We start from the raw sequence: 21,390 nt of genomic DNA, 5'->3' as shown, positions 1-21,390 counted from the left end.
AGGGCATGCGGTACCTGCATGGCATCGGGTAGGCTGTGCCCATGCAGAGGGCATCCCCCATTCAGCGCTGGAGCGCGCGGCTGTGCGATCAGGGGCGCGTCGCCAGCTTCATGCGCTTCGTGCTGCGCCGTTTTTTGGACGATCGCCTGTTCGAGGCCGCGGGCGCTCTGTCGTACACCACCGCCTTCGCGCTGGTGCCGCTGTCGGTGGTGGTGTTCGGGGTGCTGTCGGTGTCGCCGGTGTTCGAAGCCTGGAGCGCGCGCCTGACCGACTACATCTTCGCCAACTTCGTGCCCAGCGCGGCGCGCGCGGTCTCTGGCTATCTGGCGGATTTCGCCGCGAACACGCGCTCGCTGACCCTGGCTGGCGCGCTGGCGCTGATCGTCTCGCTGCTGCTGACCCTGCGCAGCGTGGAGACGGTGTTCAACCGCATCTGGCGGGTGTCCGGCGCGCGTCCGCGGCTGGCCCGCTTCCTGATGTACTGGACGGTGCTGACCCTGGGCACCCTGGTGGCCGCGGCCAGCCTGGCGCTGTCCACCCGCTTCTTCGCACTGGCGATTTTCGAGACCCTGCCCGGGCGCTGGCTGGAAGCGTTGATGCTGCGCTTTGCGCCGATGCTGATCGAGCTGCTGGCGTTCGCCGCGGTGTTCAAGCTGGTGCCGCATCGCGACGTGGCCTGGCGGCATGCGCTGGCCGGCGCGCTGCTGGCGATGCTGCTGTTCGAACTGGTGAAGTCCGGGCTGGGGCTGTACCTGGGCACCTTCGATTCCTACCAGAAACTGTACGGCGCGGTGGCGCTGGTGCCGATCCTGATGCTGTGGATCTACCTGAGCTGGTGCGCGATCCTGTGCGGGGCCTCGTTTGCATCCTCGCTGGCCGCGTTCCGCTACCAGCCCAAGGCGCTGCGGCTGCCGCAGGGGCACGAGCTGTATGGGCTGCTGCGCATGCTCGGCCGTTTCCGCCAGGCGCGCGTGCGCGGCAAGGGCCTGTCCGAGGCGGATCTCCTGGCGCTGGAGCCGGCATTGACCGACAGCCAGCTGCAGTCGCTGCTGGACCGGCTGGCGGCGATCCACGTGGTGCAGCGCGCGGAGAGCGGCGAATGGCTGCTGGCGCGCGATCTCGACGAGGTGCACCTGGACGAACTGTACGAGGCCGCGCGGCTGCGGGTGCCGCTGGCCGAGGCGCCGATCCCGCTGCCGGACGACCCGCTGGGCGCGACGGTGCGCGCGGCGATCGCGCGTTTGCGCGAGCCGCTCGGCGATCTGCTGCGGCGGCCGGTGTCCAGCGTGTATTCCGATCTTCCCGAGGAATGAAGCCGATGTCCGTCCCCCGTCTTTCGCTGGTCCTGCTGCCGCTGCTGCTGGCGGCCTGTTCGCGCGCGCCGCAGCCGCCGGCCGCGTCCGCACCCGCCGCCGCGCCTGCGGCAGCGCCATCCGCACCCGCGGCGGTGGCGGGGGATGCCGCGCCCGCGCAGCGCCCGCAGTTGCGCGTCACCACCCTGGACGGCGCGGCCTACGACCTCGCCGCGCAGCGCGGCAAGTGGGTGCTGGTCAACTACTGGGCGACCTGGTGCGGGCCGTGCCTGAAGGAGATGCCCGAGCTGTCGGCGCTGGCGGCGATGCGCCCGCACATCGCGGTGATCGGGCTGGCCTACGAGGACACCGACGCAGCGGCCCTGCGCGCCTTCCTCGCCAAGCATCCGGTGGTGTACCCGGTGGCGCAGGTGGACGTGTACGACCCGCCGCGTGACTTCGGTGCGCCGCGCGGGCTGCCGACCACCTGGCTGATCGCGCCCGATGGCCGGGTGGCGCGCAAGTACACCGGGCCAGTGACCGCGCGCATGATCGAAGACGACATCGCCGCCAGTGGCGGCCCGAAAGCCCCGAACGCGGAGGGGACATGACCCAGGCCGCCGCGCGCTTCTTCGTTTCGGGCCGGGTGCAGGGAGTGCATTACCGCGCCAGCACGCGCGCGCAGGCGCTGCAGCTGGGGATCTGCGGGCATGCCCGCAACCTGGCCGATGGTCGGGTCGAGGTGCTGGCGGTGGGCGCGCCGCAGGCGCTCGAGGTGCTGGAGCGCTGGCTGTGGCGGGGGCCGCCGCTGGCACAGGTGACTGCCGTCGAGCGCATCGAGCTGGCGGTGGTGCCATCCGTGAGCGGCTTCATCACGGGCTGACGGGCAGCCGTCTTCAGACCGGGAATGGCGGAATCGGGCGCAGGCGCCCGAAGCGTTCGCGCGCGGGCTTGCCGCGCAGCGGCGGCAGCTCGAACACCGGCTCGGGCACGTCGGTGGCGGGCAGATGATCGAGCAGGTGGCGGATCAGGGTCAGGCGCCCGCGGCGCTGGTCGTTGAAATCCACCAGCGTCCACGGCGCATGCCGGGTATGGGTGGCGGCGAGCATGGCCTCGCGCGCGCGGGTGTAGTCGCGGTAGCGGGCGCGTGCGGCCAGATCCACCGGCGAGAGCTTCCAGCGCTTGAGCGGATCGGCGCGGCGTTCGGCCAGGCGCGCTTCCTGCTCGGCCTGGTCGCAGGTCAGCCAGTACTTGAACAGCAGGATGCCATCGTCCACCAGCAGCTTCTCGAACACTGGCGCTTGTTGTAGGAAAGCGGCGACCTGCGCCGGACTGGCATAGCCCATCACCTGCTCGACCCCGGCGCGGTTGTACCAGCTGCGATCCATCAGCACGATCTCGCCCGCGGCGGGCAGGTGTGGAACGTAGCGCTGGAAATACCACTGGGTGCTTTCGCGTTCGGTCGGCTTGGGCAGCGCCACCACCCGGAACTGGCGGGTGTCCAGATGCTGGCTGATGGCCTTGATCGCGCCGCCTTTACCGGCGGTATCGCGGCCTTCGAACAGCACCAGCAGGCGCTGGCCGGCGTGCCTCACCCAGCGCGCGGCCGCATCCAGCTCGAGCAGCATCGGCTCCAGCGCTGCCTCGTAGGCCTTGCGCTTGAGGGGCTTCATGCCGGCTTCCTGCGCCGCGGCGCAGGCTTGCGGGGGGCGCCATCGCCCGGTTTGGCGTTGGCGGCCAGGCCGCGCGCCAGCTCCAGCAGCGCGCCCTGCTGGCGTGGAGTCAGCGCACGGTAGGCGGCCAGCAGCTGGTGTTCGCCGCGGGTGCGTGCCGGGTCTAAGGTCTGCGCCAGCTCCGCCAGCAGCGCGCCGGCCGGCACGCCCAGCGCGCGCGCCAGCGCTTCGGCCTGATCGCGCCCCGGCAGCTTCTCGCCCTTCAGCCAGGCGTTGACGGTGTCGATCCCGGCGCGCGGGATCGCGGCGGCGATGTCGGTCACGCTCAGGCCGCGGGCCTTGCTGAGCAGGCGCAGGGTGGCATCGATCGGCATCGGCAGGCCCTCGGCATGGACGATGCCAGCAGTGTAGGTCGGCGGCGATGCGCGTGCATCCGCTCAGCGGCCGGCGGCGGGAAACACCAGCGAGTACCACTGGGTGGCGTCTTCGCGCCAGCCGGCGGCGCGGTACAGCGCGCGTGCGGCATGGTTGTCGCGCGCGGTCTCCAGCGCGATGGCGGCGGCGCCATCGCTGCGGGCGAACGCGGCGGCGGAATCCAGCAGGGCGCGGCCCACCCCGCTGCGGCGCGCGTCCGCGGCGACGTATAGATCGTTCAGGATCCACAGGCGCGCCGTACGCACCGAGGAAAACATGGGGTAGAGCTGGGCGAAGCCGACCGCCGCGCCGTCGCGGCGGGCCAGCAGCGCCACCGCCTCGCCCAGGCGCAGGCGGCTGCGCAGCCAGTCGCGGGCGCGCGTCAGGTCGGCCGGCTGGCCGTAGAACTGGCGGTAGGCGTCGAACAGGACGGCGAGATCGTCGAGATCGGCGGGGCCGGCGCGGACGATGGCAAGCGGCATGGCAACCTCATGTGGAATGGATATCGCGCGGACGGGCCGGGATGGACACCTTGGGGCGCTGGGTCAGGCCTCGCGCGCCAGGCGTGCCAGCGCTTCGGCCTGCTGCTCCTGCTGCAGGCGATCGATCAGCGGATCCAGGTCGCCGTCGAGGATGCCGGGGAGATCGTACAGGGTCAGGCCCTCCACCCGGTGGTCGGTGATCCGGCCCTGCGGGAAGTTGTAGGTGCGGATGCGCTGGCTGCGGTCACCGCTGCCGACCTGCAGCTTGCGATCGGCAGCGGTAGCGGCCGCGCGCTTTTCCTGCTCGGCCTCCACCAGCATTGCCTTGAGGCGTTTCAGGGCTTTGTCGCGGTTGGCGTGCTGGCTGCGCTCGGTCTGCGACTCCACCACCAGCCCGGTGGGCAGATGGGTGATGCGGATCGCCGATTCGGTCTTGTTGACGTGCTGGCCGCCGGCCCCGGAGCTGCGGAAGGTGTCGATTTTCAGATCCCCCGGATCGAGGCTGATGTCGATCTCGCCCGGCTCCAGCGCGATTACCGCGACGGTGGCGGCGGATGTGTGGATACGGCCCTGCGATTCGGTGGCCGGCACCCGCTGCACGCGGTGGGTGCCGGCTTCGTACTTCAATCGCGCATAGGCCCCTTCGCCCTCGATGCGCGCGATGATCTCCTTGTAGCCGCCGTGCTCGCCGGGATTGGCCGATTCGACCTCGACCCGCCAGCCGCGCGCTTCCGCATAGCGCGAATACATGCGGAACAGGTCGCCGGCGAAGATCGCCGCCTCGTCGCCGCCGGTGCCGGCGCGCACTTCCAGGTACAGCCCGCCATCGTCGCGCGCATCCTTCGGCACCAGCTGCGCCAGCAGCTCGCGTTCCAGGTGCTGCAGGCGCGCACTGGCGGCGGCGATTTCGTCGTCGGCCAGCGCGCGCAGCTCTGGATCCTCGCGCAGCGCCAGCGCGGCTTCGAGGTCGGCGCGCGCGCGCGTCTCCGCCGCCAGCGCATCGGCCAAGGGCTGCAGCCGCGCGAACTCACGCGAAAGGCTGCGAAAGCGGGCGGGATCGGCAGCCACGGCCGGGTCTGCCAGCAGGCGTTCGAGCTCCTCGCGGCGTTCCCGCAGCGCTTCGAGTTTGCGGCGCAGGGCGGGGGTCATGTGCGTTCGTCGCCGCCGTCTGCGGGCGGGAACAGCCGGGCCGCGGCGCGCGCCAGCTCCGTGTCGCCGCTGCGCGCGGCTTCGCGCAGGGCCACGGTGGGCGCATGCAGCAGGCGGTTGGTCAGGGTGTGTGCCAGCAGCTCCAGGGCCTGCTCCGGCGGCAGCCCGGCGGCGAGCTGGGCGCGCGCCTTGGCCAGCGCTTCTGCGCGCGCCGCCTCGCCGTGCGCGCGCAGCTGCAGCAGGGGCTGTTGGCGGGCGCTGGCCTGCCAGGCTTCCATGAAGCGGGCCGCCTGCACCTCGATGATCGCCTCCGCCTGCTGCGCGGCTTCGCGCCGGCTGCGGCGGTTGTCTTCGATCGCGCGCTGCAGGTCGTCCACGGTGTACAGAAACACATCGCGCAGCCCGGACACGTCCTGCGCGATGTCGCGCGGCACCGCCAGGTCGATCAGCAGCATCGGCCGGTGCCGGCGCTGGCGCAGCGCGTGCTCGACCTGCTCGCGGTGCAGGATCGGAGTGCGGCTGGCGGTGGCCGAGATCACGATGTCGGCCTCGGCCAGGTGCCGGTCGAGTTCCTCCAGCGGCAGCGCGATCCCGCCGTGGCGGCTGGCCAGCGCCTGCGCATGGGCGAGGGTGCGGTTGGCGATCAGCAGTCGCTGCACGCGCGCCTCGGCGAGGTGGCGGGCGGCCAGCTCGATGGTCTCGCCGGCGCCGATCAGCAGCACGCAGGATTCGTCCAGGCGCGCGAAGTTTTCCTCCGCCAGGCGGACCGCCACCGATGCCACCGAAACCGGATGGGCGCCGATGCGGGTGTCGGTGCGGGCGCGCTTGGCGGTGGCGAAGGCATGCTGGAACATGCGGTCGAGCGGGCCGCCCAGAGTGCCGGCGGCGCGCGCGGCGCTCCACGCCTGCTTGACCTGGCCCAGGATCTGCGGCTCGCCCAGCACCAGCGAGTCCAGCCCGCTGGCGACCCGGAACAGGTGGCGCACGGCGTCGCCGTCGCGATGGCGGTACAGATAGGCGTGCAGGTCTTCGCCCGCATCGGGGTGGCGCGCCAGCCAGTCGGCCAGCGCCGTATCGTCGCCATCGACGCGCGCGTACAGCTCGGTGCGGTTGCAGGTGGACAGCAGCACCGCTTCGCGTACGCCGTCCACCGCGCGCAGGGCCTGCAGCGCCGACGGCAGCGCTTCCGCGCCGAACGCCACCCGTTCGCGCAGGGCGACCGGCGCGGTCTGGTGGTTGATGCCGAGGGCGAGCAGGGGCATGGGCGGGGATGGCGTGGACGCGGGAGGACTCGTTCAGGCGCCTGCGCTAAGCTGCGGGCCCGACCGATCATTGTAGCCGCCGTGTCCATGCCCATACCGTTCTGCTCTGGCTTGCGCCTGTCCATTCTGTTGTTGGCGCTGGCCTGCGGCGCGCCTGCACGGGCCGTGCCGATTTCCGAGCCGGGCGCACAGGCAGCGCGAGTGGACCCGCTGGAGGCCAGCATGGCCGGCGAGTTCGCGCTGCAAAGCGGCTTGCTGGCAGAGGCGGCGCGTGATTATCTGGCCGCTGCGCGAGCGGCCGCCGACCCAGTGCTGGCCGAGCGCGCCACCCGCATCGCGCTGCTGGCCGATCGCGACGCGCTCGCCGCCGAGGCGCTGGCGGCCTGGCGTCAGCTGCAGCCGCAGGACAGCCAGACCCGGCACATGCTGGCCGCCACCTTGGCCTTGCGTGCCGGGAAAAAATCCACGGCGCGACGTGAGCTGCGGCAGCTGCTGACTGCTCCGGATGGCTGGCAGGCCGCGCTGGCCGCGCTCACCGGTGCCATCGGGCAGCGGCAGCCGCTGGTGGTGGCGATGCTGGAGGAGATCGTCGCGCGCGGCGAGCTGCCGGCGCAGCTGCAGGCCTGGCTGGCATTCGGCGGGTTGGCGCAGCGCCTGGAGCAGCCCAAGCTGGTCGATCGCATCATCGCCCAGCTGGTGGCGCGGTTTCCGAATGAGCCGCAGGTGGCCCTGCTGCGTGCGCAATGGTTGCGTGAGGCGGGCGCAGTGGAGCAGGCGCATGCAGTGCTGGATGCAGTGCCGGCGCTGGCCTGGCAATCGACCGCCCTGCGCAGCAGCCTGGCCAGCGAATACGAGGCCCTGGGCGATGCCGCGCGCGCCGCGCAGGTACTGGCGTCCGGCCCGCAGGACGACTCTACCTATGCGCGGCGTGCCGATCTGTTGGATGCACTGGGCGACAAAGAGGCGCTGGCGGCGCTGTATGCCGAGCTCAAATCCGGTGCCACCCAGCCCAACCCGATGCGTCGCCTGCTGCTGGGCCAGGTGGCCGAGCTGCTGCAGCGCTATGACGAGGCGCTGGCGTGGTATGCCAGCGTGCCGGGCAGCCGCGCGCAGGCGCTGGCGCGGCTGCGCGCGGTCGGCGTGCGGCATGCGATGGGGCAGAAGGCGCAGGCTTACGCGGAGGCGCGTGCGTTGCAGTCGGATGCCAGCCTCGACGATACGGCGCGCCGCGACGGCTATCTGCTGGAGGCCGAGCTGCGGCAGAAAGATGGTGACGTCGCCGCTGAGCGGGATGCCTACGCGCGCGGGCTGGCGGCGTTTCCCGACAACCTCGAGCTGCTGTATGCGCGCGCCCTGATGTGGGAGCGGCAAGACCAAATCGATCGCGCCGAGGCCGACCTGCGCCGGATACTGGTGATCGCGCCGGACAACGTGGCCGCGCTGAACGCGCTCGGCTACACCCTGGCCGACCGCACCAACCGCTACCGCGAGGCGCTGGAGTTGATCGACCGCGCGCGTGTGGCCGATCCCGGCAACGCCGCCATCATCGACAGCTACGGCTGGGTGCTGTTCAAGCTGGGCAAGCCGCGCGAAGCGCTGGAGCAGCTGCGCCGCGCCTATGCCCTGCAGAAGGATCCGGACATCGCCAGCCATCTTGGCCAGGTGCTGTGGGTACTGGGGCGCAGGGACGAGGCGCGCCGTTATTTCGACGAGGCGCGCAAGCTCGATCCGAACAACCGCGCTCTGCAGCGCGCGCTGCGGGAGACCGGCGCGTGAGATGGCAGAGGTGCATGGCGCTGACGGCGCTGCTGGGATTGGCCGGCTGCGCATCGCTGCCGCCTCCGGCGGCGCCGGCGGGCGATGCGGACACGGGCGCGGCCGCCCAGCGCCGGCGCCTGCAGGCCCTGGGCCTGGACGACGGCGGCGATTGCACAACGCCCGCCTGGCGATTGACGGCGCGGGTGGCCCTGGCCAGCGGGCGCCAGGGTGGTAGTGGCCGGCTCGACTGGTCGCAGGGCGCAGGCCAGCTGCATCTGCAGCTGGCGGCCCCGGTGACCCGCCAGGGCTGGGCGCTGGACGTGGATGCCGGCGGCGCCACCCTGCGCGGGCTCGAGGGTGGGCCGCGGCGGGATGCCGAGGCCGCGCGTCTGCTGCGTGATGCCACGGGCATGGAGATCCCGCTGGGCGCGCTCGGCTGCTGGCTGCGTGGCGCGCAGGCGCCGCAGGCCGCCTTCGGTCCGGCGCGGATCACCTATGCGCCCGACCTGCTGCCGCAGCGGATCATGCAGGCCGGCTGGGTGGTCGATTACACCGCCTGGGCGGCCGGATCGGATCGCGTGCCGGCATTGCCGACCCGAATCGAGCTCCGCCGCGGCGAGGATCGGGTGCGGCTGGTAGTGGAGGCCTGGGAGGAAGGCGCGGATGAATGAGTGGATGGCCGGCACGGCGGCTTTCCCGGCGGCAGAGGGCTGGAGTGCCTGGCCGGCGCCGGCCAAGCTGAACCTGTTCCTGCACATCACCGGCCGCCGCCCCGATGGCTATCACGAACTGCAGACGGTGTTCCGCCTGCTCGAGTGGGGCGATACCGTGTTCCTGCGCCCGCGCACGGACGGCCGCATCGTGCGCGCCGATGCCGGCGTGCCCGGCGTGGCGGAGATCGACGACCTCCTGCTGCGTGCCGCGTATCTGCTGCAAAAAGATGCAAACTGCGCGAATGGTGTGGAGATCGGCATCGAAAAGCGCATTCCGATGGGGGGCGGCTTCGGTGGCGGCTCGTCCGATGCCGCCAGCGTGCTGGTGGCGCTGAACCGGCTCTGGGGATTGCACTTGGGCGAGGACCGGCTGGCCGCGCTGGGCCTGCGGTTGGGGGCCGACGTGCCGGTGTTCGTGCGTGGTCGCAACGCCTGGGCGGAGGGCGTGGGCGAGAGGCTGACGCCGATCGACTTGCCGGCGGCCTGGTACGTGCTGGTGCACCCCGGCGTGCACGCCGCCACCGCCGCGCTGTTTCAGTCGCCCGATTTGACGAAGAATGCCAAGCCCGCGAAAATACTGGACTTCGTTTCCGGGCACGTGCGCGGCAACGCGTTCGAGCCGGTACTGCGCCGCCGCGAGCCTGCCGTCGAAGCGGCGTTCGCGGTGCTGGCGCGGGTCGGACAACCGCGTTTGACCGGCTCCGGCAGCGGCTGCTTCCTGGAATTCGCCGATCGCGATTCTGCGGAAGCAGCGTTGGCGGCGCTCCCGCCAGGCATGAACGCCTGGCTGGCGCGCGGCGCGGAGCGATCCCCACTGCTGGAGGCGGTGGGACGAGTTTAGGGAGCCTCTGTTCAACTCAGAGGTTTCCGCCGGCCATGGAGGCCGTGTGAGCCGAGTCCGGGCCCATACCGGACTCGGCGTGGGCTGACAACGCCTGGATGGCGTTGTTCAGGCCTTCCTTAGGGGCGTCGCCAAGTGGTTAAGGCACCGGGTTTTGATCCCGGCATGCGTAGGTTCGAATCCTTCCGCCCCTGCCAGATTCAACCCGTCACGCTCACCTTCTTTGCCATTCGACGCGGTCATCGCCATGCAGGACAAACCCAACTTGCTGGTTTTCTCGGGCAATGCCAATCGCGCATTGGCGCAGGCCGTGTGCCGCGAACTCGGCGTGCGGCAGGGCAAGGCGCTGGTCGGCCGCTTCTCCGATGGTGAGGTGCAGGTCGAAATCGAGGAGAGCGTGCGCGGGCAGGAGGTATTCGTCATTCAGCCGACCTGCGCGCCGACGGCCGAGAACTTCATGGAGCTGCTGGTGCTGATCGATGCGCTCAAGCGCGCATCGGCCGATCGGGTGACGGCTGTGGTGCCGTACTTCGGCTATGCCCGTCAGGACCGCCGCCCGCGCTCGGCGCGGGTGCCGATCACCGCCAAGGTCGCCGCCAAGATGTTTGGCGCGGTGGATACCGACCGCGTGCTGACCGTGGATCTGCACGCCGACCAGATCCAGGGCTTCTTCGACATCCCGGTGGACAACGTCTACGCCTCGCCGCTGCTGCTGGCGGACATTTGGCGCGTGCATGGCACCGAAGGCGTGATCGTGGTGTCGCCCGACGTCGGTGGCGTGGTGCGCGCGCGTGCGATCGCCAAGCGCCTGGACGATGCCGAGTTGGCCATCATCGACAAGCGTCGCCCGAAGGCCAACGTAGCCACGGTGATGAACATCATCGGCGACGTCGAGGGCAAGACCTGCGTGCTGGTGGATGACATCGTCGACACCGCCGGCACCCTGTGCGCCGCCGCCAATGCGCTCAAGGAGCGCGGCGCGCGCAAGGTGGTTGCCTACTGCGTGCATCCGGTGCTGTCGGGCGCGGCCATCGAAAACATCAACCGCTCGTCGCTGGACGAACTGGTCGTCACCGACACCATCGCGCTGTCGGAAGCGGCGCGCGCCTGCGGCAGGATTCGTCAGCTCAGCGTGGCCGAACTGTTGGCCGAGACCATCCGCCGCATGGCGTTTGGCGAATCGGTCAGTTCGCTGTACGTCGACTGACCCCCCTTCGTGCCGCCGGTTCGCCGGCGGGACACCCACTCACCTGGTCGCGGGTGAGTGTCTTTGCCGCCGCGAGGCGGCTCCATCGCAACGAAAAGTGAGTCATTCCATGTCCGAACATACTCTCCAGGCCACCGGCCGCAATGTCGCAGGGAAGGGTGCGAGCCGCCGCCTGCGTCGTTCCGCGGCGATCCCGGCGATCGTCTATGGCGGCAAGTCCGCTCCTCAGCCCATTCAGCTCGAGCACGAGAAGATCTGGCAGGCCAGCCAGCACGAATGGTTTTATTCCTCGATCCTGAACCTGGACATCGACGGCAAGGTCGAGCAGGTCCTGCTGCGCGACATGCAGCGTCATCCCTACAAGCAGCTGATCCTGCACCTGGATTTCCAGCGCGTGGACGCCAGCCAGACGCTGCGCGCCAGGGTGCCGCTGCACTTCCTGAACCAGGAGAAGTCGCCGGCGGGCAAGACCAGCGGCGTGGTCATCACCCACGAGCTGACCGAAGTGGAAGTCAGCTGCCTGCCGAAGGATCTGCCGGAGGCGATCGAGGTTGATCTGGCCGACCTGGCCGTGGGCGCCGTGGTGCATCTGTCCGACCTCAAGCTGCCGGCCGGTGTCGAGCTGCCGGCGCTGAAGCTGGGCAAGGAGCACGACGTGGCCGTGGTCATCGCCAAGCACGCCAAGGAAGAAGTGGCGGACGAGGCGACCCCGGCGGCGGCCGACGTGCCGGCCACCAAGGCGGCCAAGAAGGACGACAAGTAAGCCTGGAGGCATCCTCCGGCGCGCGGCCAGGCCGTCGCCGGAGGATGCGTCGGCAGAGCTGCGATGGCTGGTCTTCGCCTCATCGTCGGGCTGGGCAACCCCGGTGCCGAGTATCTTCGAACCCGGCACAACGCCGGGTTCTGGTTTATTGACGCGCTGGCGCAGGCCGCCGGCGCGCGCTTCGGGCTGGAAAGCAAGCTGTACGGCGAGACTGCGAAGCTGGACATCGCCGGCCTGCCGGTGTGGCTGCTGCGCCCGGCGACGTTCATGAACGCCAGCGGCAAGTCGGTCGCTGCCGCGCTGCGCTACTGGAAGATCGCGCCGGAGGAAATGCTGGTCGTGCACGACGAGCTCGACCTGCCTCCGGGCGTGGCGCGGCTGAAGTTCGATGGCGGCCATGGCGGCCAGAACGGCCTGCGCGACATCATCCGCCTGCTGGGGCACGGCAAGTTCCACCGCCTGCGCATCGGCATCGGCCACCCCGGGCACAAGGATCGGGTGACGCCGTGGGTGCTCGGACGTCCGGGCGCAGCCGACGAGGCGCTGATCCTGCGCGCGATCGGAAATGCGGCCGAGGTGCTGCCGCTGGCGGTGCAGGGCCAGTTCATGGAGGCGATGACGCGGCTGCATACGCCGCGCTCGCCATGACATCATCGCGCCGGCGAGTGGTCGGCGCGGCAACCGAGCAAGAGGCATCATGGGCATCAAATGCGGCATCGTCGGCCTGCCGAACGTCGGCAAGTCCACCCTGTTCAACGCGCTGACCAAGGCCGGCATCGCCGCGGCCAACTTTCCGTTCTGCACGATCGAACCGAACGTCGGCGTGGTGCCGGTGCCGGATCCACGGCTCAACGCGCTGGCCGAAATCGTCAAGCCGCAGAAGGTGGTGCCGACCGCGGTCGAGTTCGTGGACATCGCGGGTCTGGTCGCCGGCGCAGCCAGCGGTGAAGGGCTGGGGAACAAGTTCCTGGCGCACATCCGCGAGGTGGACGCGATCTGCCACGTGGTGCGTTGCTTCGAGCATCCCGACGTGATCCATGTCGCGGGCCGGGTCGATCCGATCGCCGATATCGAGACCATCGACACCGAGCTGGCGCTGGCCGATCTGGAAACGGTGGACAAGGCGATCGCCCGCTATGAGCGCGTGGCCAAGAGCGGCGACAAGGACGCCAAGGCGAAGATCGAGGTGCTGGGGCGCTTGCGCACGGCGCTCGATGCGGGCAAGGCCGCGCGCACGGTCGCGCTGGACGAGGAGCAGCGCGCGTCGGTGCGCGAGCTGTTCCTGCTCACCATGAAGCCGGTGATGTACGTGGCCAACGTGCTGGAAGACGGTTTCACGAACAATCCGCACCTGGATGCGGTGCGCGCGCATGCGGCCAGCGAGGGCGCCGAGGTGGTGCCGGTGTGCGCGGCGATCGAGGAAGAGCTGAGCCAGCTGGACGAGGCCGACCGTGATGCCTTCCTGGCCGACCTCGGGCTGGACGAGCCGGGCCTGAACCGGGTGATCCGCGCCGCCTACAAGCTGCTGGGGCTGCAGACCTACTTCACTGCCGGCGTGAAGGAAGTGCGCGCGTGGACGGTCAAGGCCGGCGCCACCGCGCCGCAGGCGGCGGGGGTGATCCATTCCGACTTCGAGAAAGGCTTCATCCGCGCCGAAACCATCGCTTATGAGGATTTCATCCGCTATCGCGGCGAGGCCGGGGCGCGCGATGCGGGTCGTCTGCGCCTGGAAGGCAAGGACTATCGGGTGCAGGAAGGCGATATCCTGCACTTCCGCTTCAACGTCTGAGAGCGCCGCCTGCCGGCGCGGCGGCGTGCCGACGCGATGCGCGCTTCGCCTCCTGCCGCTGCTGCCAGGGGATGCCCGCCGTCATCCGCGCGTGGCAGGTCAAGCGGGATGCAGCGCGGTCAGCAGTCCGCGCGCGGCCTGCAGGCGCGCCGCCGGCTCCGGCAGGTCGAGGCTGATGCGTAGTCTGTCCGGGCCGTCCATGCGGTAATGCTTGGGCTGACCCTGGATCAGGCGAATCACCGCCATCGGATCGACGTTGGGCTTTTCCACGAACTGGATGCGGCCGCCGCTGGCGCCGAGGTCGAGCTTGCGGATGCCGAGCCGGGTCGCGGCCAGCTTCAGTTCCGCCAGCGCGAACAGATGCTTGACGGGGTCGGGCAGCAGGCCGAAGCGGTCGATCATCTCCACCTGCAGCTCGCGCAGCGCGGCCTCGTCGCGGGCGGCGCTGATGCGCTTGTACAGCGTCAGGCGGGTGTGCGGATCGGGCAGGTAGTCGTCCGGGATCAGCGCAGGAATGTGCAGGTCAACGTCGGCGCCGTGACGCTCGTCAGCATCCAGGTCGGGCAGCTTGCCCTGCTTGATACTGCGCACCGCGCGTTCCAATAGTTCGGTATACAGGCTGAAGCCGACCTCGGCCATCTGCCCCGACTGCTCTTCGCCCAGCAGTTCGCCGGCGCCGCGGATTTCCAGGTCGTGGGTGGCCAGGGTGAAGCCGGCGCCCAGTTCGTCCATTGAGCTGATCGCATCCAGCCGCTTGCGCGCATCCTCGGTGATGCTGCGGCGGTCGGGGATCAAGAGGTAGGCGTAGGCGCGGTGGTGGCTGCGGCCGACGCGCCCGCGCAGCTGGTGCAGCTGGGCCAGGCCGAACTTGTCGGCGCGGTGGATGATGATGGTGTTGGCGTTGGGGATGTCGATCCCGGATTCGATGATGGTGGTGCACAGCAGCACGTTGAAGCGCTGCTTGTGGAAGTCCAGCATCACCCGCTCCAGCTCGCGTTCCGGCATCTGGCCGTGGGCGATGCCGATGCGTGCCTCCGGCACCAGCGCCTGCAGTTGGTCGTGCATGCGCCCGATGCTCTCCACGTCGTTGTGCAGGAAGTACACCTGGCCGCCGCGGCCCAGCTCGCGCTGGAACGCCTCGCGCAGCAAGGCATCGTCCCAGGCGTGGACGAAGGTCTGCACCGCCAGCCGGTTGGCCGGCGGGGTGGCGATGATGGAAAGATCGCGCAGGCCGCTCATCGCCATGTTCAGCGTGCGCGGGATCGGGGTGGCGGTCAGCGTGAGCAGGTGCACGTTGGCGCGCAGCTTCTTCAGCGCTTCCTTCTGGCGCACGCCGAAGCGCTGCTCCTCGTCCACGATGACCAGGCCGAGGTCGGCGAACTTCACGTCCGGCTGCAGCAGGCGGTGGGTGCCCACGATCACGTCGAGCTTGCCCTCGGCCAGCTTCTGCAACTCGGCCTCGATCTCCTTCTTCGACTTGAAGCGCGACAGCACCTCCACCCGCAGCGGCCAGTCGGCGAAGCGGTCGCGGAAGTTACGGTAGTGCTGCTCGGCCAGCAGGGTGGTGGGCACCAGCACCGCGACCTGCTTGCCCGCGCTGGCGGTGGCGAAGGCGGCGCGCACCGCCACTTCGGTCTTGCCGAAGCCGACGTCGCCGCACACCACCCGGTCCATCGGCAGGCTGGATTGCAGATCGCGCAGCACTGCTTCGATGGCCGCGAGCTGGTCGGGGGTTTCCTCGAACGGAAAGCTGGCCGCGAACGGTTCGTACATGGCGCGATCGATTGCAATCGCGAGTCCCTGGCGAGCCTGCCGTCGGGCCTGGATCTCCAGCAGCTCGGCGGCGACGTCGCGCACCTTCTCGGCCGCTTTTCGCTTCGCCTTGGTCCACTGCTCGCCGCCCAGGCTGTGCAGCGGCGCGGTATCCGGGCTGGCGCCGGAATAGCGGCTGATGCGGTCCAGCTGCGCCACCGGCACATACAGGCGGTCGCCTTTGGCGTATTCGATTTCGAGGAACTCGCCCGGCAGGCCGCCCACGTCCATCGTCACCAGTCCGCGGTAGCGGCCGACGCCGTGATCCTCGTGCACGATCGGCGCGCCCTCGGTCAGCTCGCCCAGATCGCGGATGATTGCCTCCGGCTCGCGCCCGGCGCGTTTGCGTCGGCGCGGCTGGCTGGCGCGCTCTGGGAACAGCTGGCGCTCGGTGAGCACGCACAGTGCGGGCGACGTCAGCGCGAAACCATCGTCCAGCGGGGCGACGGTGATCGCGAATCCAGGCAGGCAGGTCTGGGATGCATCCGCCGCCCCTGGCCCGCCTGCGGTGGCGGAAGGCGCGGGGCGAGCCGGTGATGCGGCCGCAGTCGCTCCCCGAAACTCGCTTGGTGCGTCCGCATGCCCCGGCCCGCCTGCGGTGGCGGAAGGCGCGGGGCGAGCCGGTGATGCGGCCGCAGTCGCTCCCCGAAACTCGCTTGGTGCGTCCGCATGCCCCGGCCCGCCTGCGGTGGCGGAAGGCGCGGGGCGAGCCGGTGATGCGGCCATCGGCCCCGGCGCGCAGTCCAGGAAATGCGCGATGTCAGGCAGCACATGTGGCTGCAGGCCGGCTGTCCGCAATATTTCCAGCAGCGCTTCGCGGCGGCCTGGCGAATCGGCCGCCACCAGCACGCGCCCGGGATAGGCGGCGAGAAAGTCGCGCAGGGCCTGGCCGGCCGGCAGCTCGCGATGGCCGATGGGCAGCGTCGGCGCAGGGGCGAGCGGCAGCGCATGGGCATCGCCATGGCGCGGATGGTCAGCGGCGCAGATCTCGATGCGCGCGCCGCGATTGAGCCGCTCGCGCAGCGCGTCCGGCGGTAGCCAGAGTTCGGCCGGCGGCAGTAGCGGGCGTTCGAGGTCATGCCGCAGCTGTTCGTAGCGCAGGCCGATCTGCTCCCAGGCATGCTCGGCGGCGTCCAGCGCGCCCGCTGCCAGCAGCGGCAAGGTGGCGGTCGGCAGATAGTCGAACAGCGTCTGCGTTCTCTCGCCGCCTTCACGTGCCGGCTCGAAAAACAGGGGCAAGTAGTATTCGATCCCGGCTGGGGCCAGTCCGGCCTTCAGGTCCTGCACCAGCGCACTGCGCCGAAGGTCGATGTCGAAGCGCTCGCGCAGCGCTTCCAGCGCCCGTCGCACGTGGGGCTCGTCCAGCGGAACCTCGCGCCCGGGCAGCAGCGCGATCGCATCGATCCGCTCCAGCGAGCGCTGGCTCTCGGGATCGAACAGGCGGATGCTGTCGATCTCGTCATCCAAGAGTTCGATCCGGAAGGGCGTCTGCGCGCCCATCGGATACACGTCCAGCAGGCCGCCACGCACCGCGAAATCGCCGGGGTCGTACACCTGCGGCACGTGCCGATAGCCGATCGCTTCCAGGCGCCGTTTTTCCGCGTCCAGGTCCAGGCGCTGGCCGATGCGCAGGTCGAAACGGCTGCCGAGCAAATGCTGGCGCGGCGGCAGCCGCTGCATCAGGGTGGCCGCTGCGACCACCACCAGGCCATGTGTCAGCGTTGGCAGGCGCGTCAGCGTGGCCAGGCGCTGGCTGGTGATGTCAGGGTGCGGGCTGAACCGGTCGTAGGGCAGGGTTTCCCAATCAGGCAAGCCCAGCACCGGCAGCGCAGGGTCGTCGCCGCTCAGGGTGCGCAGGTCGGTTTCCAGCTGGTGCGCGGCGTGGTTGTCGCGCGCCACCAGCAGCACGGGCCCGGCATGCTGGCGCGCCGCGGCCAGCGCGGCAAATGCCAGTGCGGTGCCATTGGCCGGCGCGCGCCACCAGGCACGCTGCTGACCGGGACGGGGCAGAGGAACCGGGAACTGCAGCGGGGATCGGGTCATCGAATGGGCAAGGGCGCCGGACGCATGGCGCGCCAACGCGGAATCGGTGTGGGGGATGCAGGCGTGATTGTAGCCGCCTGCGCGACTGGCTCAGGCCGCAGGCGGTGCCGGCGGCGCCGATGCCGGGGCTTTCGGTTTGGGCGGCGGCAGGTCCAGCACCACGCGCACCAGGCCCGGTTCCAGGGTGGCTTCGCGGCGGAATCCCAGAGACGCAGCCAGCGCCTGCATCGGCAGATTGCTCTCCAGCACGTGGCCGAAAATGCGTCGCACCTTGCGGCCTTTGGCCCAGCGCACCAGCCGCCGCATCAGGTGGCGGCCGAGGCCCATCCCGTTGATGTAATGGCTGACCAGAATGGCGAACTCGGCTTCCTCGCCGCCGTCCTGGATCGAGATGCGGGCCACCGCGCCCACCAGCGCCTCGCCCGGCGGCAGCGGCTCGGCCGCGACCAGGGCGAAGTCGCGGCGCGGATCCGGCCGGGTGAGCTGCTCGGCCTGCTTGGGGCTGAGCTCTTTCATCGGGTGCAGGAAGCGCTGGCGGATCTCGTCCGGCTCCAGCAGGGTGAAAGCGGCGCGAATGGGGGCGGCGTCCTCCGGCCGGATCGGACGGATCAGCAGCTCGCGCCCATTCTGCAGGCGAACGTGTTCGTGCCAGGGAGGCATGCGGTTGCGGCGGGCCATGGCGGCATCATCGCGTGCGGCGGGTTAAAAAAATGAACGGCGCGTGTCTGCGCGACGGGTCAGCCGCCGGCCGGGGGGCGCAGGCCGCGCAGGCGGGTCAGCAGGGTCATTGCGACCAGCACCACGGCGCCGGCCACCGCCCCGAAGGCGGCGTTGGCCAAGGCCGTCCACAGCCAGCCCGGCGGCACCGCCGTCAGGCCCTGCAGCGCGTGGTGCAGCGGGCCGATGCCGTGCACCAGGATGCCGCCACCGACGAGGAACATTGCCGCGGTCCCGGCCACCGACAGCGCCTTCAGCAGGCGCGGGGCGAAGGCGAGGATGCCGCGGCCCAGTGCGGCGCGCCCGCGGCTGGCGCCGGGCTGGGCCAGATGCACGCCGATGTCGTCCAGTTTCACGATGGCGCCCACCAGCCCGTACACGCCCACCGTCATCGTCAGCGCCACCGCCACCAGCACGCCCAGCTGCACCGGCAGAGGCTTGGCCGCCACCGTTCCGAGGGCGATGACGATGATCTCGGCGGAGAGGATGAAGTCGGTGCGGATCGCGCCGCGGATCTTGTCGCGCTCGAACGCCACCAGGTCCACTGCGGCGTCCGCTACTGCCTGGGCCAGCGCGGCGTGGTGGCCGGCCTCGTCGCGCCCGTGCAGCAGCTTGTGGGCCAGTTTCTCGGCGCCTTCGTAGCAGAGGTAGGCGCCGCCCAGCATCAGCAGCGGCAGGATCAGCGGAATGCCCAGCCCGCGCGTGGCCAGCCAGCCTTCCAGCGCCGCGATGCCCAGCGCCGCCGGCACCAGGATGGCTTTGTTGACCAGCGAACCCTTGGCCACCGCCCACACCACCGGAAGCTCCCGCTCGGGGTGTAGGCCGCTGACCTGCTGCGCATTGAGGGCCAGGTCGTCGCCCAGGACGCCCGCGGTCTTGCCGCCGGCCACCTTGGTCATGGCGGCGATGTCGTCCAGCAGGCTGGCGATGTCGTCGAGCAGGGCGAACAGGCTGGCAGGCATAGGCGGATTCGGGGCTTCACAGCATGTCAGTTTGACATGCTGGCAGCGTGTCTGTTTACGGCGGAGGCTTCAGCCAGGTGATCCCAGCGCTGGCGCCGGGCTCGCCCAGCGCGGCGCGCAGTGCTTCCAGCGGCGGACGCATGGCGACATCGAACTGCCAGGGCGGGTTCAGCACTAGCAGGCCGCTTCCGTTCATCCGCAGCGGGGAATCGTCCGGCCGCACCAGCAGCTCCAGCAGCAGCGCGGACTTCGCGGGCAGCTTGGCGGCGGCGCGCCGGAACGGCTGCAGCGCGCGGCCCTGCTTGATCGGATACCACAGCGCGAAGGTGCCCTGCGGCCAGCGCGCCAGGCCCTCGCCCAGCGCGGCCAGCGCGGTGTCGAACTCGGCCAGCTGCGCCTCATAGGGCGGATCGATCAGCACCAGCCCGCGCGCGAACCGGGTGGCGCCGTGCTTCGGCGGCAGCAGCGCCTTGAGCGCCGCGTAGCCGTCGCGTGCGTGCACGGCGATTCGGGTGTCGTCGGTGAACTGCGCGCGCAGCACGTGCGCCTCCTCCGGGTGCAGCTCGCAGGCGGCGATGCGGTCACCCTCGCGCAGCGCGTGCGCCAGCAGCCAGGGCGAGCCGGGGTAGGCCTGCGCGCCGTGCCTGGTCCGACAGGCGCGCACCGCCGCCAGGTAGCGCTGCACCGCGGGGTCGCGCGGGGCCTGCGCCTGCAGCCGGGCGATGCCGTCCTGCGCCTCGCCGGTCTTCTGCGCAGCCTCGCCATCCAGCCTGTACAGGCCGCGCCCGGCGTGGGTGTCCAGCGCGAAGCAGGGCGTCGGCTTGGCGGTCAGGGCATCGCACAGCGCCAGCAGTACGACGTGCTTGAGCACATCGGCGTGGTTGCCGGCGTGGAAGGCGTGGCGGTAGTTCATCCCGGCATTGTCGCATCGCGCATCGCTACAATCGCCTGATGTCCACTGCGATCACCCTGCACACCCTGACCGGCGCGGCGATCGCGCCCCATCTGGAGGCCATCGCCGCGCTGCGGATCGCGGTATTCCGCGACTGGCCCTACCTCTACGACGGCGACGTCGACTACGAGCGTGAGTACCTGCGCGCCTACGCCGACTGCCCGCGCAGCGTGGTGGTGCTGGCCGTGGATGGCGAACGCGCGGTCGGTGCCAGCACCGGGTTGCCGCTGGCGGAGGACGACGCCGCGTTCCAGGCGCCATTCCATGCGCGCGGGATCGACCCGGCGCGGGTGTTCTACTGCGGCGAGTCGGTGCTGCTGCCGGCCTACCGCGGGCGCGGCATCGGGCATGCGTTCTTCGACGCGCGCGAGGCGCATGCGCGCGCGCTCGGCGGGTTCGACTGGACCGCGTTCGCGGCGGTGGATCGGGATCCGGACGATCCGCGCCGGCCGCCGGCCTACCGCGGCAACGAGGCGTTCTGGGTCAAGCGCGGCTACGTGCGCCAGCCGGGCATGACCATGCACCTGCATTGGAACGAAGTCGGCACGGGCGAGATCGCGCATGCGCTGACGTTCTGGCTGCGTCCGCTGGAGCAGGTGGCATGAAGGTCGCCGCCTGCCGCTACGCGGTCGGGAGGCCGGCCGATTTCGCCGCCTTCGCTGCGCGCATCGAGGCGCTGCTGGCGCAGGCCAGGGCGCAGGGCGCGCGCCTGGCCGTGCTGCCGGAGTACCTGGCGCTGGAGCTGGCCGCGCTGTTTCCGCCGCCGGTTCATACCGACCTGCACGCCTCGCTGGCCGCGCTGCAGGCGCTGCGCGGCGACTGGATCGCGCTGTTCGCGGGGCTGGCGCGACGCCTGCAGCTGCATATCGTCGCCGGCAGCTTCCTGCTGGAGGTCGCGCCGGGCCGCTACCGCAACCGCAGCGACCTGTTCAGCGCCGACGGCGCGCACCTGTGGCAGGACAAGCTGCAGCTCACCGGTTTCGAGCGTCAGGCGCGGGTGATCGAGCCTGGCGATGCCCTGCACGTGATGGTGCTGGACGGCGTGCGGGTGGGGATCGCGGTCTGCTACGACAGCGAGTTTCCGCTGCCGGTGCGCGCCCAGCGCGAGGCGGGCATGCAGCTGCTCCTGGTGCCCAGCTGCACCGATACCGAGGCCGGCGCGACCCGGGTGCGGGTCGGCTGCCTGGCGCGCGCGCTGGAGAACCGGATCTACGTGGCGCAGGCGGTGACCGCAGGGTGCGCGGACTGGAGCCCGGCGCTGGACGTGAACACCGGCCGCGCCGCGCTGCTGGCGCCGATGGACGTGGGTCTGCCGGCCGATGGCGTGCTGGCGCAGACCGGCGACGCCGATGCCTGGGCGCTGGCGACGCTCGATTTCGCGCGGCTCGAGGCCAGCCGCGCGCAGGCGCAGGTGGCCAACGACCGCGACTGGCCGGGCCAGTGGCAGCCGCGGTTGCGGCGGGCACGGCTGCAGCAGGCGTCCGGGACATGACCATCGGCCCGTGAGCGCGGCCGGCGCGAGCTGGCAGACTCGGGACTTTGCCGAGAAAGAATCGGGGAA

The 21,390-nt window shown here is 70.7% G+C and carries 21 protein-coding genes and 1 tRNA gene; 13 read left to right on the top strand and 9 right to left on the bottom strand.

Translation table 11 applies throughout. The features are described from left to right. Positions 1-41: 41 nt before the first annotated feature. Genes ML342_RS07505 through ML342_RS07495 form a run of 3 tightly spaced genes read left to right on the top strand, consistent with a single transcriptional unit; the run spans position 42 to position 2,175 of the window. A complete protein-coding gene (locus tag ML342_RS07505) occupies positions 42-1,313 on the top strand; it encodes a YihY family inner membrane protein (protein WP_240126427.1) in 1,272 nt (423 codons plus the stop codon). Between the two features lie 5 nt (positions 1,314-1,318). Further along, positions 1,319-1,903 carry a TlpA family protein disulfide reductase gene (locus tag ML342_RS07500; RefSeq protein WP_240126426.1) on the top strand — a complete coding sequence of 195 codons (585 nt, stop codon included), beginning with the start codon at positions 1,319-1,321 and terminating at the stop codon, positions 1,901-1,903. Then, the gene (locus ML342_RS07495; RefSeq protein WP_240126425.1) at positions 1,900-2,175 is read left to right on the top strand and encodes an acylphosphatase; all 276 of its coding nucleotides are present in this window, start codon (positions 1,900-1,902) and stop codon (positions 2,173-2,175) included. Before ML342_RS07500 ends, ML342_RS07495 begins: the two co-directional genes overlap by 4 nt. Positions 2,176-2,188: 13 nt before the next feature. Here the strand turns inward: ML342_RS07495 and ppk2 are convergent, their stop codons facing one another. The 5 genes from ppk2 to hemA all read right to left on the bottom strand — a co-directional run bounded on the left by ppk2 (position 2,189) and on the right by hemA (position 6,272). Then, positions 2,189-2,965 (bottom strand): polyphosphate kinase 2, encoded by a 777-nt coding sequence (ppk2, locus tag ML342_RS07490; protein WP_240126424.1) that lies wholly within the window; start codon positions 2,963-2,965, stop codon positions 2,189-2,191. Then, the gene (locus ML342_RS07485; protein WP_240126423.1) at positions 2,962-3,339 is read right to left on the bottom strand and encodes a helix-turn-helix domain-containing protein; all 378 of its coding nucleotides are present in this window, start codon (positions 3,337-3,339) and stop codon (positions 2,962-2,964) included. The genes ppk2 and ML342_RS07485 overlap by 4 nt, the downstream gene beginning before the upstream one ends. 63 nt (positions 3,340-3,402) lie before the next feature. Beyond that, positions 3,403-3,861 carry a GNAT family N-acetyltransferase gene (locus tag ML342_RS07480; protein WP_240126421.1) on the bottom strand — a complete coding sequence of 153 codons (459 nt, stop codon included), beginning with the start codon at positions 3,859-3,861 and terminating at the stop codon, positions 3,403-3,405. Between the two features lie 63 nt (positions 3,862-3,924). Then, positions 3,925-5,010 carry a peptide chain release factor 1 gene (gene prfA, locus ML342_RS07475; RefSeq protein ID WP_240126420.1) on the bottom strand — a complete coding sequence of 362 codons (1,086 nt, stop codon included), beginning with the start codon at positions 5,008-5,010 and terminating at the stop codon, positions 3,925-3,927. After that, positions 5,007-6,272 (bottom strand): glutamyl-tRNA reductase, encoded by a 1,266-nt coding sequence (hemA, locus tag ML342_RS07470; RefSeq protein ID WP_240126419.1) that lies wholly within the window; start codon positions 6,270-6,272, stop codon positions 5,007-5,009. Before hemA ends, prfA begins: the two co-directional genes overlap by 4 nt. Before the next feature lie 87 nt (positions 6,273-6,359). On the opposite strand from hemA, the gene ML342_RS07465 reads away from it, so the two are divergent. From ML342_RS07465 to ychF, 8 genes are all read left to right on the top strand, one after another. Then, positions 6,360-8,048: a tetratricopeptide repeat protein gene (locus ML342_RS07465; protein WP_240126634.1), complete on the top strand. Its 1,689-nt coding sequence runs from the start codon at positions 6,360-6,362 to the stop codon at positions 8,046-8,048. Beyond that, positions 8,045-8,701, top strand: a complete 657-nt coding sequence (gene lolB, locus ML342_RS07460; RefSeq protein WP_240126418.1) for a lipoprotein insertase outer membrane protein LolB — start codon at positions 8,045-8,047, stop codon at positions 8,699-8,701. The genes ML342_RS07465 and lolB overlap by 4 nt, the downstream gene beginning before the upstream one ends. Continuing rightward, positions 8,694-9,584, top strand: a complete 891-nt coding sequence (gene ispE / locus ML342_RS07455; RefSeq protein WP_240126416.1) for a 4-(cytidine 5'-diphospho)-2-C-methyl-D-erythritol kinase — start codon at positions 8,694-8,696, stop codon at positions 9,582-9,584. Before lolB ends, ispE begins: the two co-directional genes overlap by 8 nt. Positions 9,585-9,705: 121 nt before the next feature. Further along, positions 9,706-9,781, top strand: a tRNA-Gln gene (locus tag ML342_RS07450). A 50-nt stretch (positions 9,782-9,831) separates the two neighbouring features. Beyond that, on the top strand, positions 9,832-10,791 hold the full coding sequence (locus ML342_RS07445; protein ID WP_240126415.1) for a ribose-phosphate diphosphokinase: 960 nt from the start codon (positions 9,832-9,834) through the stop codon (positions 10,789-10,791). Between the two features lie 109 nt (positions 10,792-10,900). After that, positions 10,901-11,554, top strand: a complete 654-nt coding sequence (locus ML342_RS07440; protein ID WP_240126413.1) for a 50S ribosomal protein L25/general stress protein Ctc — start codon at positions 10,901-10,903, stop codon at positions 11,552-11,554. Between the two features lie 63 nt (positions 11,555-11,617). Further along, entirely contained in the window at positions 11,618-12,202 is a 585-nt protein-coding gene (gene pth, locus ML342_RS07435; protein ID WP_240126412.1) for an aminoacyl-tRNA hydrolase, read from the top strand. 49 nt (positions 12,203-12,251) lie between these two features. Next, positions 12,252-13,343 carry a redox-regulated ATPase YchF gene (gene ychF / locus ML342_RS07430; protein WP_240126411.1) on the top strand — a complete coding sequence of 364 codons (1,092 nt, stop codon included), beginning with the start codon at positions 12,252-12,254 and terminating at the stop codon, positions 13,341-13,343. 99 nt (positions 13,344-13,442) lie between these two features. On the opposite strand, the gene mfd is transcribed toward ychF, so the two are convergent. The 4 genes from mfd to ML342_RS07410 form a co-directional block, all read right to left on the bottom strand. After that, positions 13,443-17,198 carry a transcription-repair coupling factor gene (gene mfd / locus ML342_RS07425; RefSeq protein ID WP_240126409.1) on the bottom strand — a complete coding sequence of 1,252 codons (3,756 nt, stop codon included), beginning with the start codon at positions 17,196-17,198 and terminating at the stop codon, positions 13,443-13,445. A gap of 90 nt (positions 17,199-17,288) precedes the next feature. Beyond that, the gene (locus ML342_RS07420; RefSeq protein WP_240126408.1) at positions 17,289-17,876 is read right to left on the bottom strand and encodes a GNAT family N-acetyltransferase; all 588 of its coding nucleotides are present in this window, start codon (positions 17,874-17,876) and stop codon (positions 17,289-17,291) included. 59 nt (positions 17,877-17,935) lie between these two features. Beyond that, a complete protein-coding gene (locus tag ML342_RS07415; protein WP_240126407.1) occupies positions 17,936-18,877 on the bottom strand; it encodes a DUF808 domain-containing protein in 942 nt (313 codons plus the stop codon). 55 nt (positions 18,878-18,932) lie between these two features. Next, positions 18,933-19,790, bottom strand: coding sequence for a 23S rRNA (adenine(2030)-N(6))-methyltransferase RlmJ (locus tag ML342_RS07410; RefSeq protein WP_240126406.1), 858 nt, complete (start codon positions 19,788-19,790; stop codon positions 18,933-18,935). Positions 19,791-19,828: 38 nt separating this feature from the next. Between ML342_RS07410 and ML342_RS07405 the strand changes: the two genes are divergently transcribed. Both ML342_RS07405 and ML342_RS07400 read left to right on the top strand, forming a co-directional pair. After that, positions 19,829-20,434: a GNAT family N-acetyltransferase gene (locus ML342_RS07405; RefSeq protein ID WP_240126405.1), complete on the top strand. Its 606-nt coding sequence runs from the start codon at positions 19,829-19,831 to the stop codon at positions 20,432-20,434. Next, entirely contained in the window at positions 20,431-21,321 is an 891-nt protein-coding gene (locus tag ML342_RS07400) for a carbon-nitrogen hydrolase family protein (protein ID WP_240126404.1), read from the top strand. Before ML342_RS07405 ends, ML342_RS07400 begins: the two co-directional genes overlap by 4 nt. Positions 21,322-21,390 lie beyond the last annotated feature (69 nt).

The sequence above is a fragment of the Thermomonas alba genome (assembly GCF_022419205.1).
Classification (GTDB): Bacteria; Pseudomonadota; Gammaproteobacteria; order Xanthomonadales; family Xanthomonadaceae; genus Thermomonas; species Thermomonas alba.
This window is presented reverse-complemented; position numbering and strand designations above follow the sequence as displayed.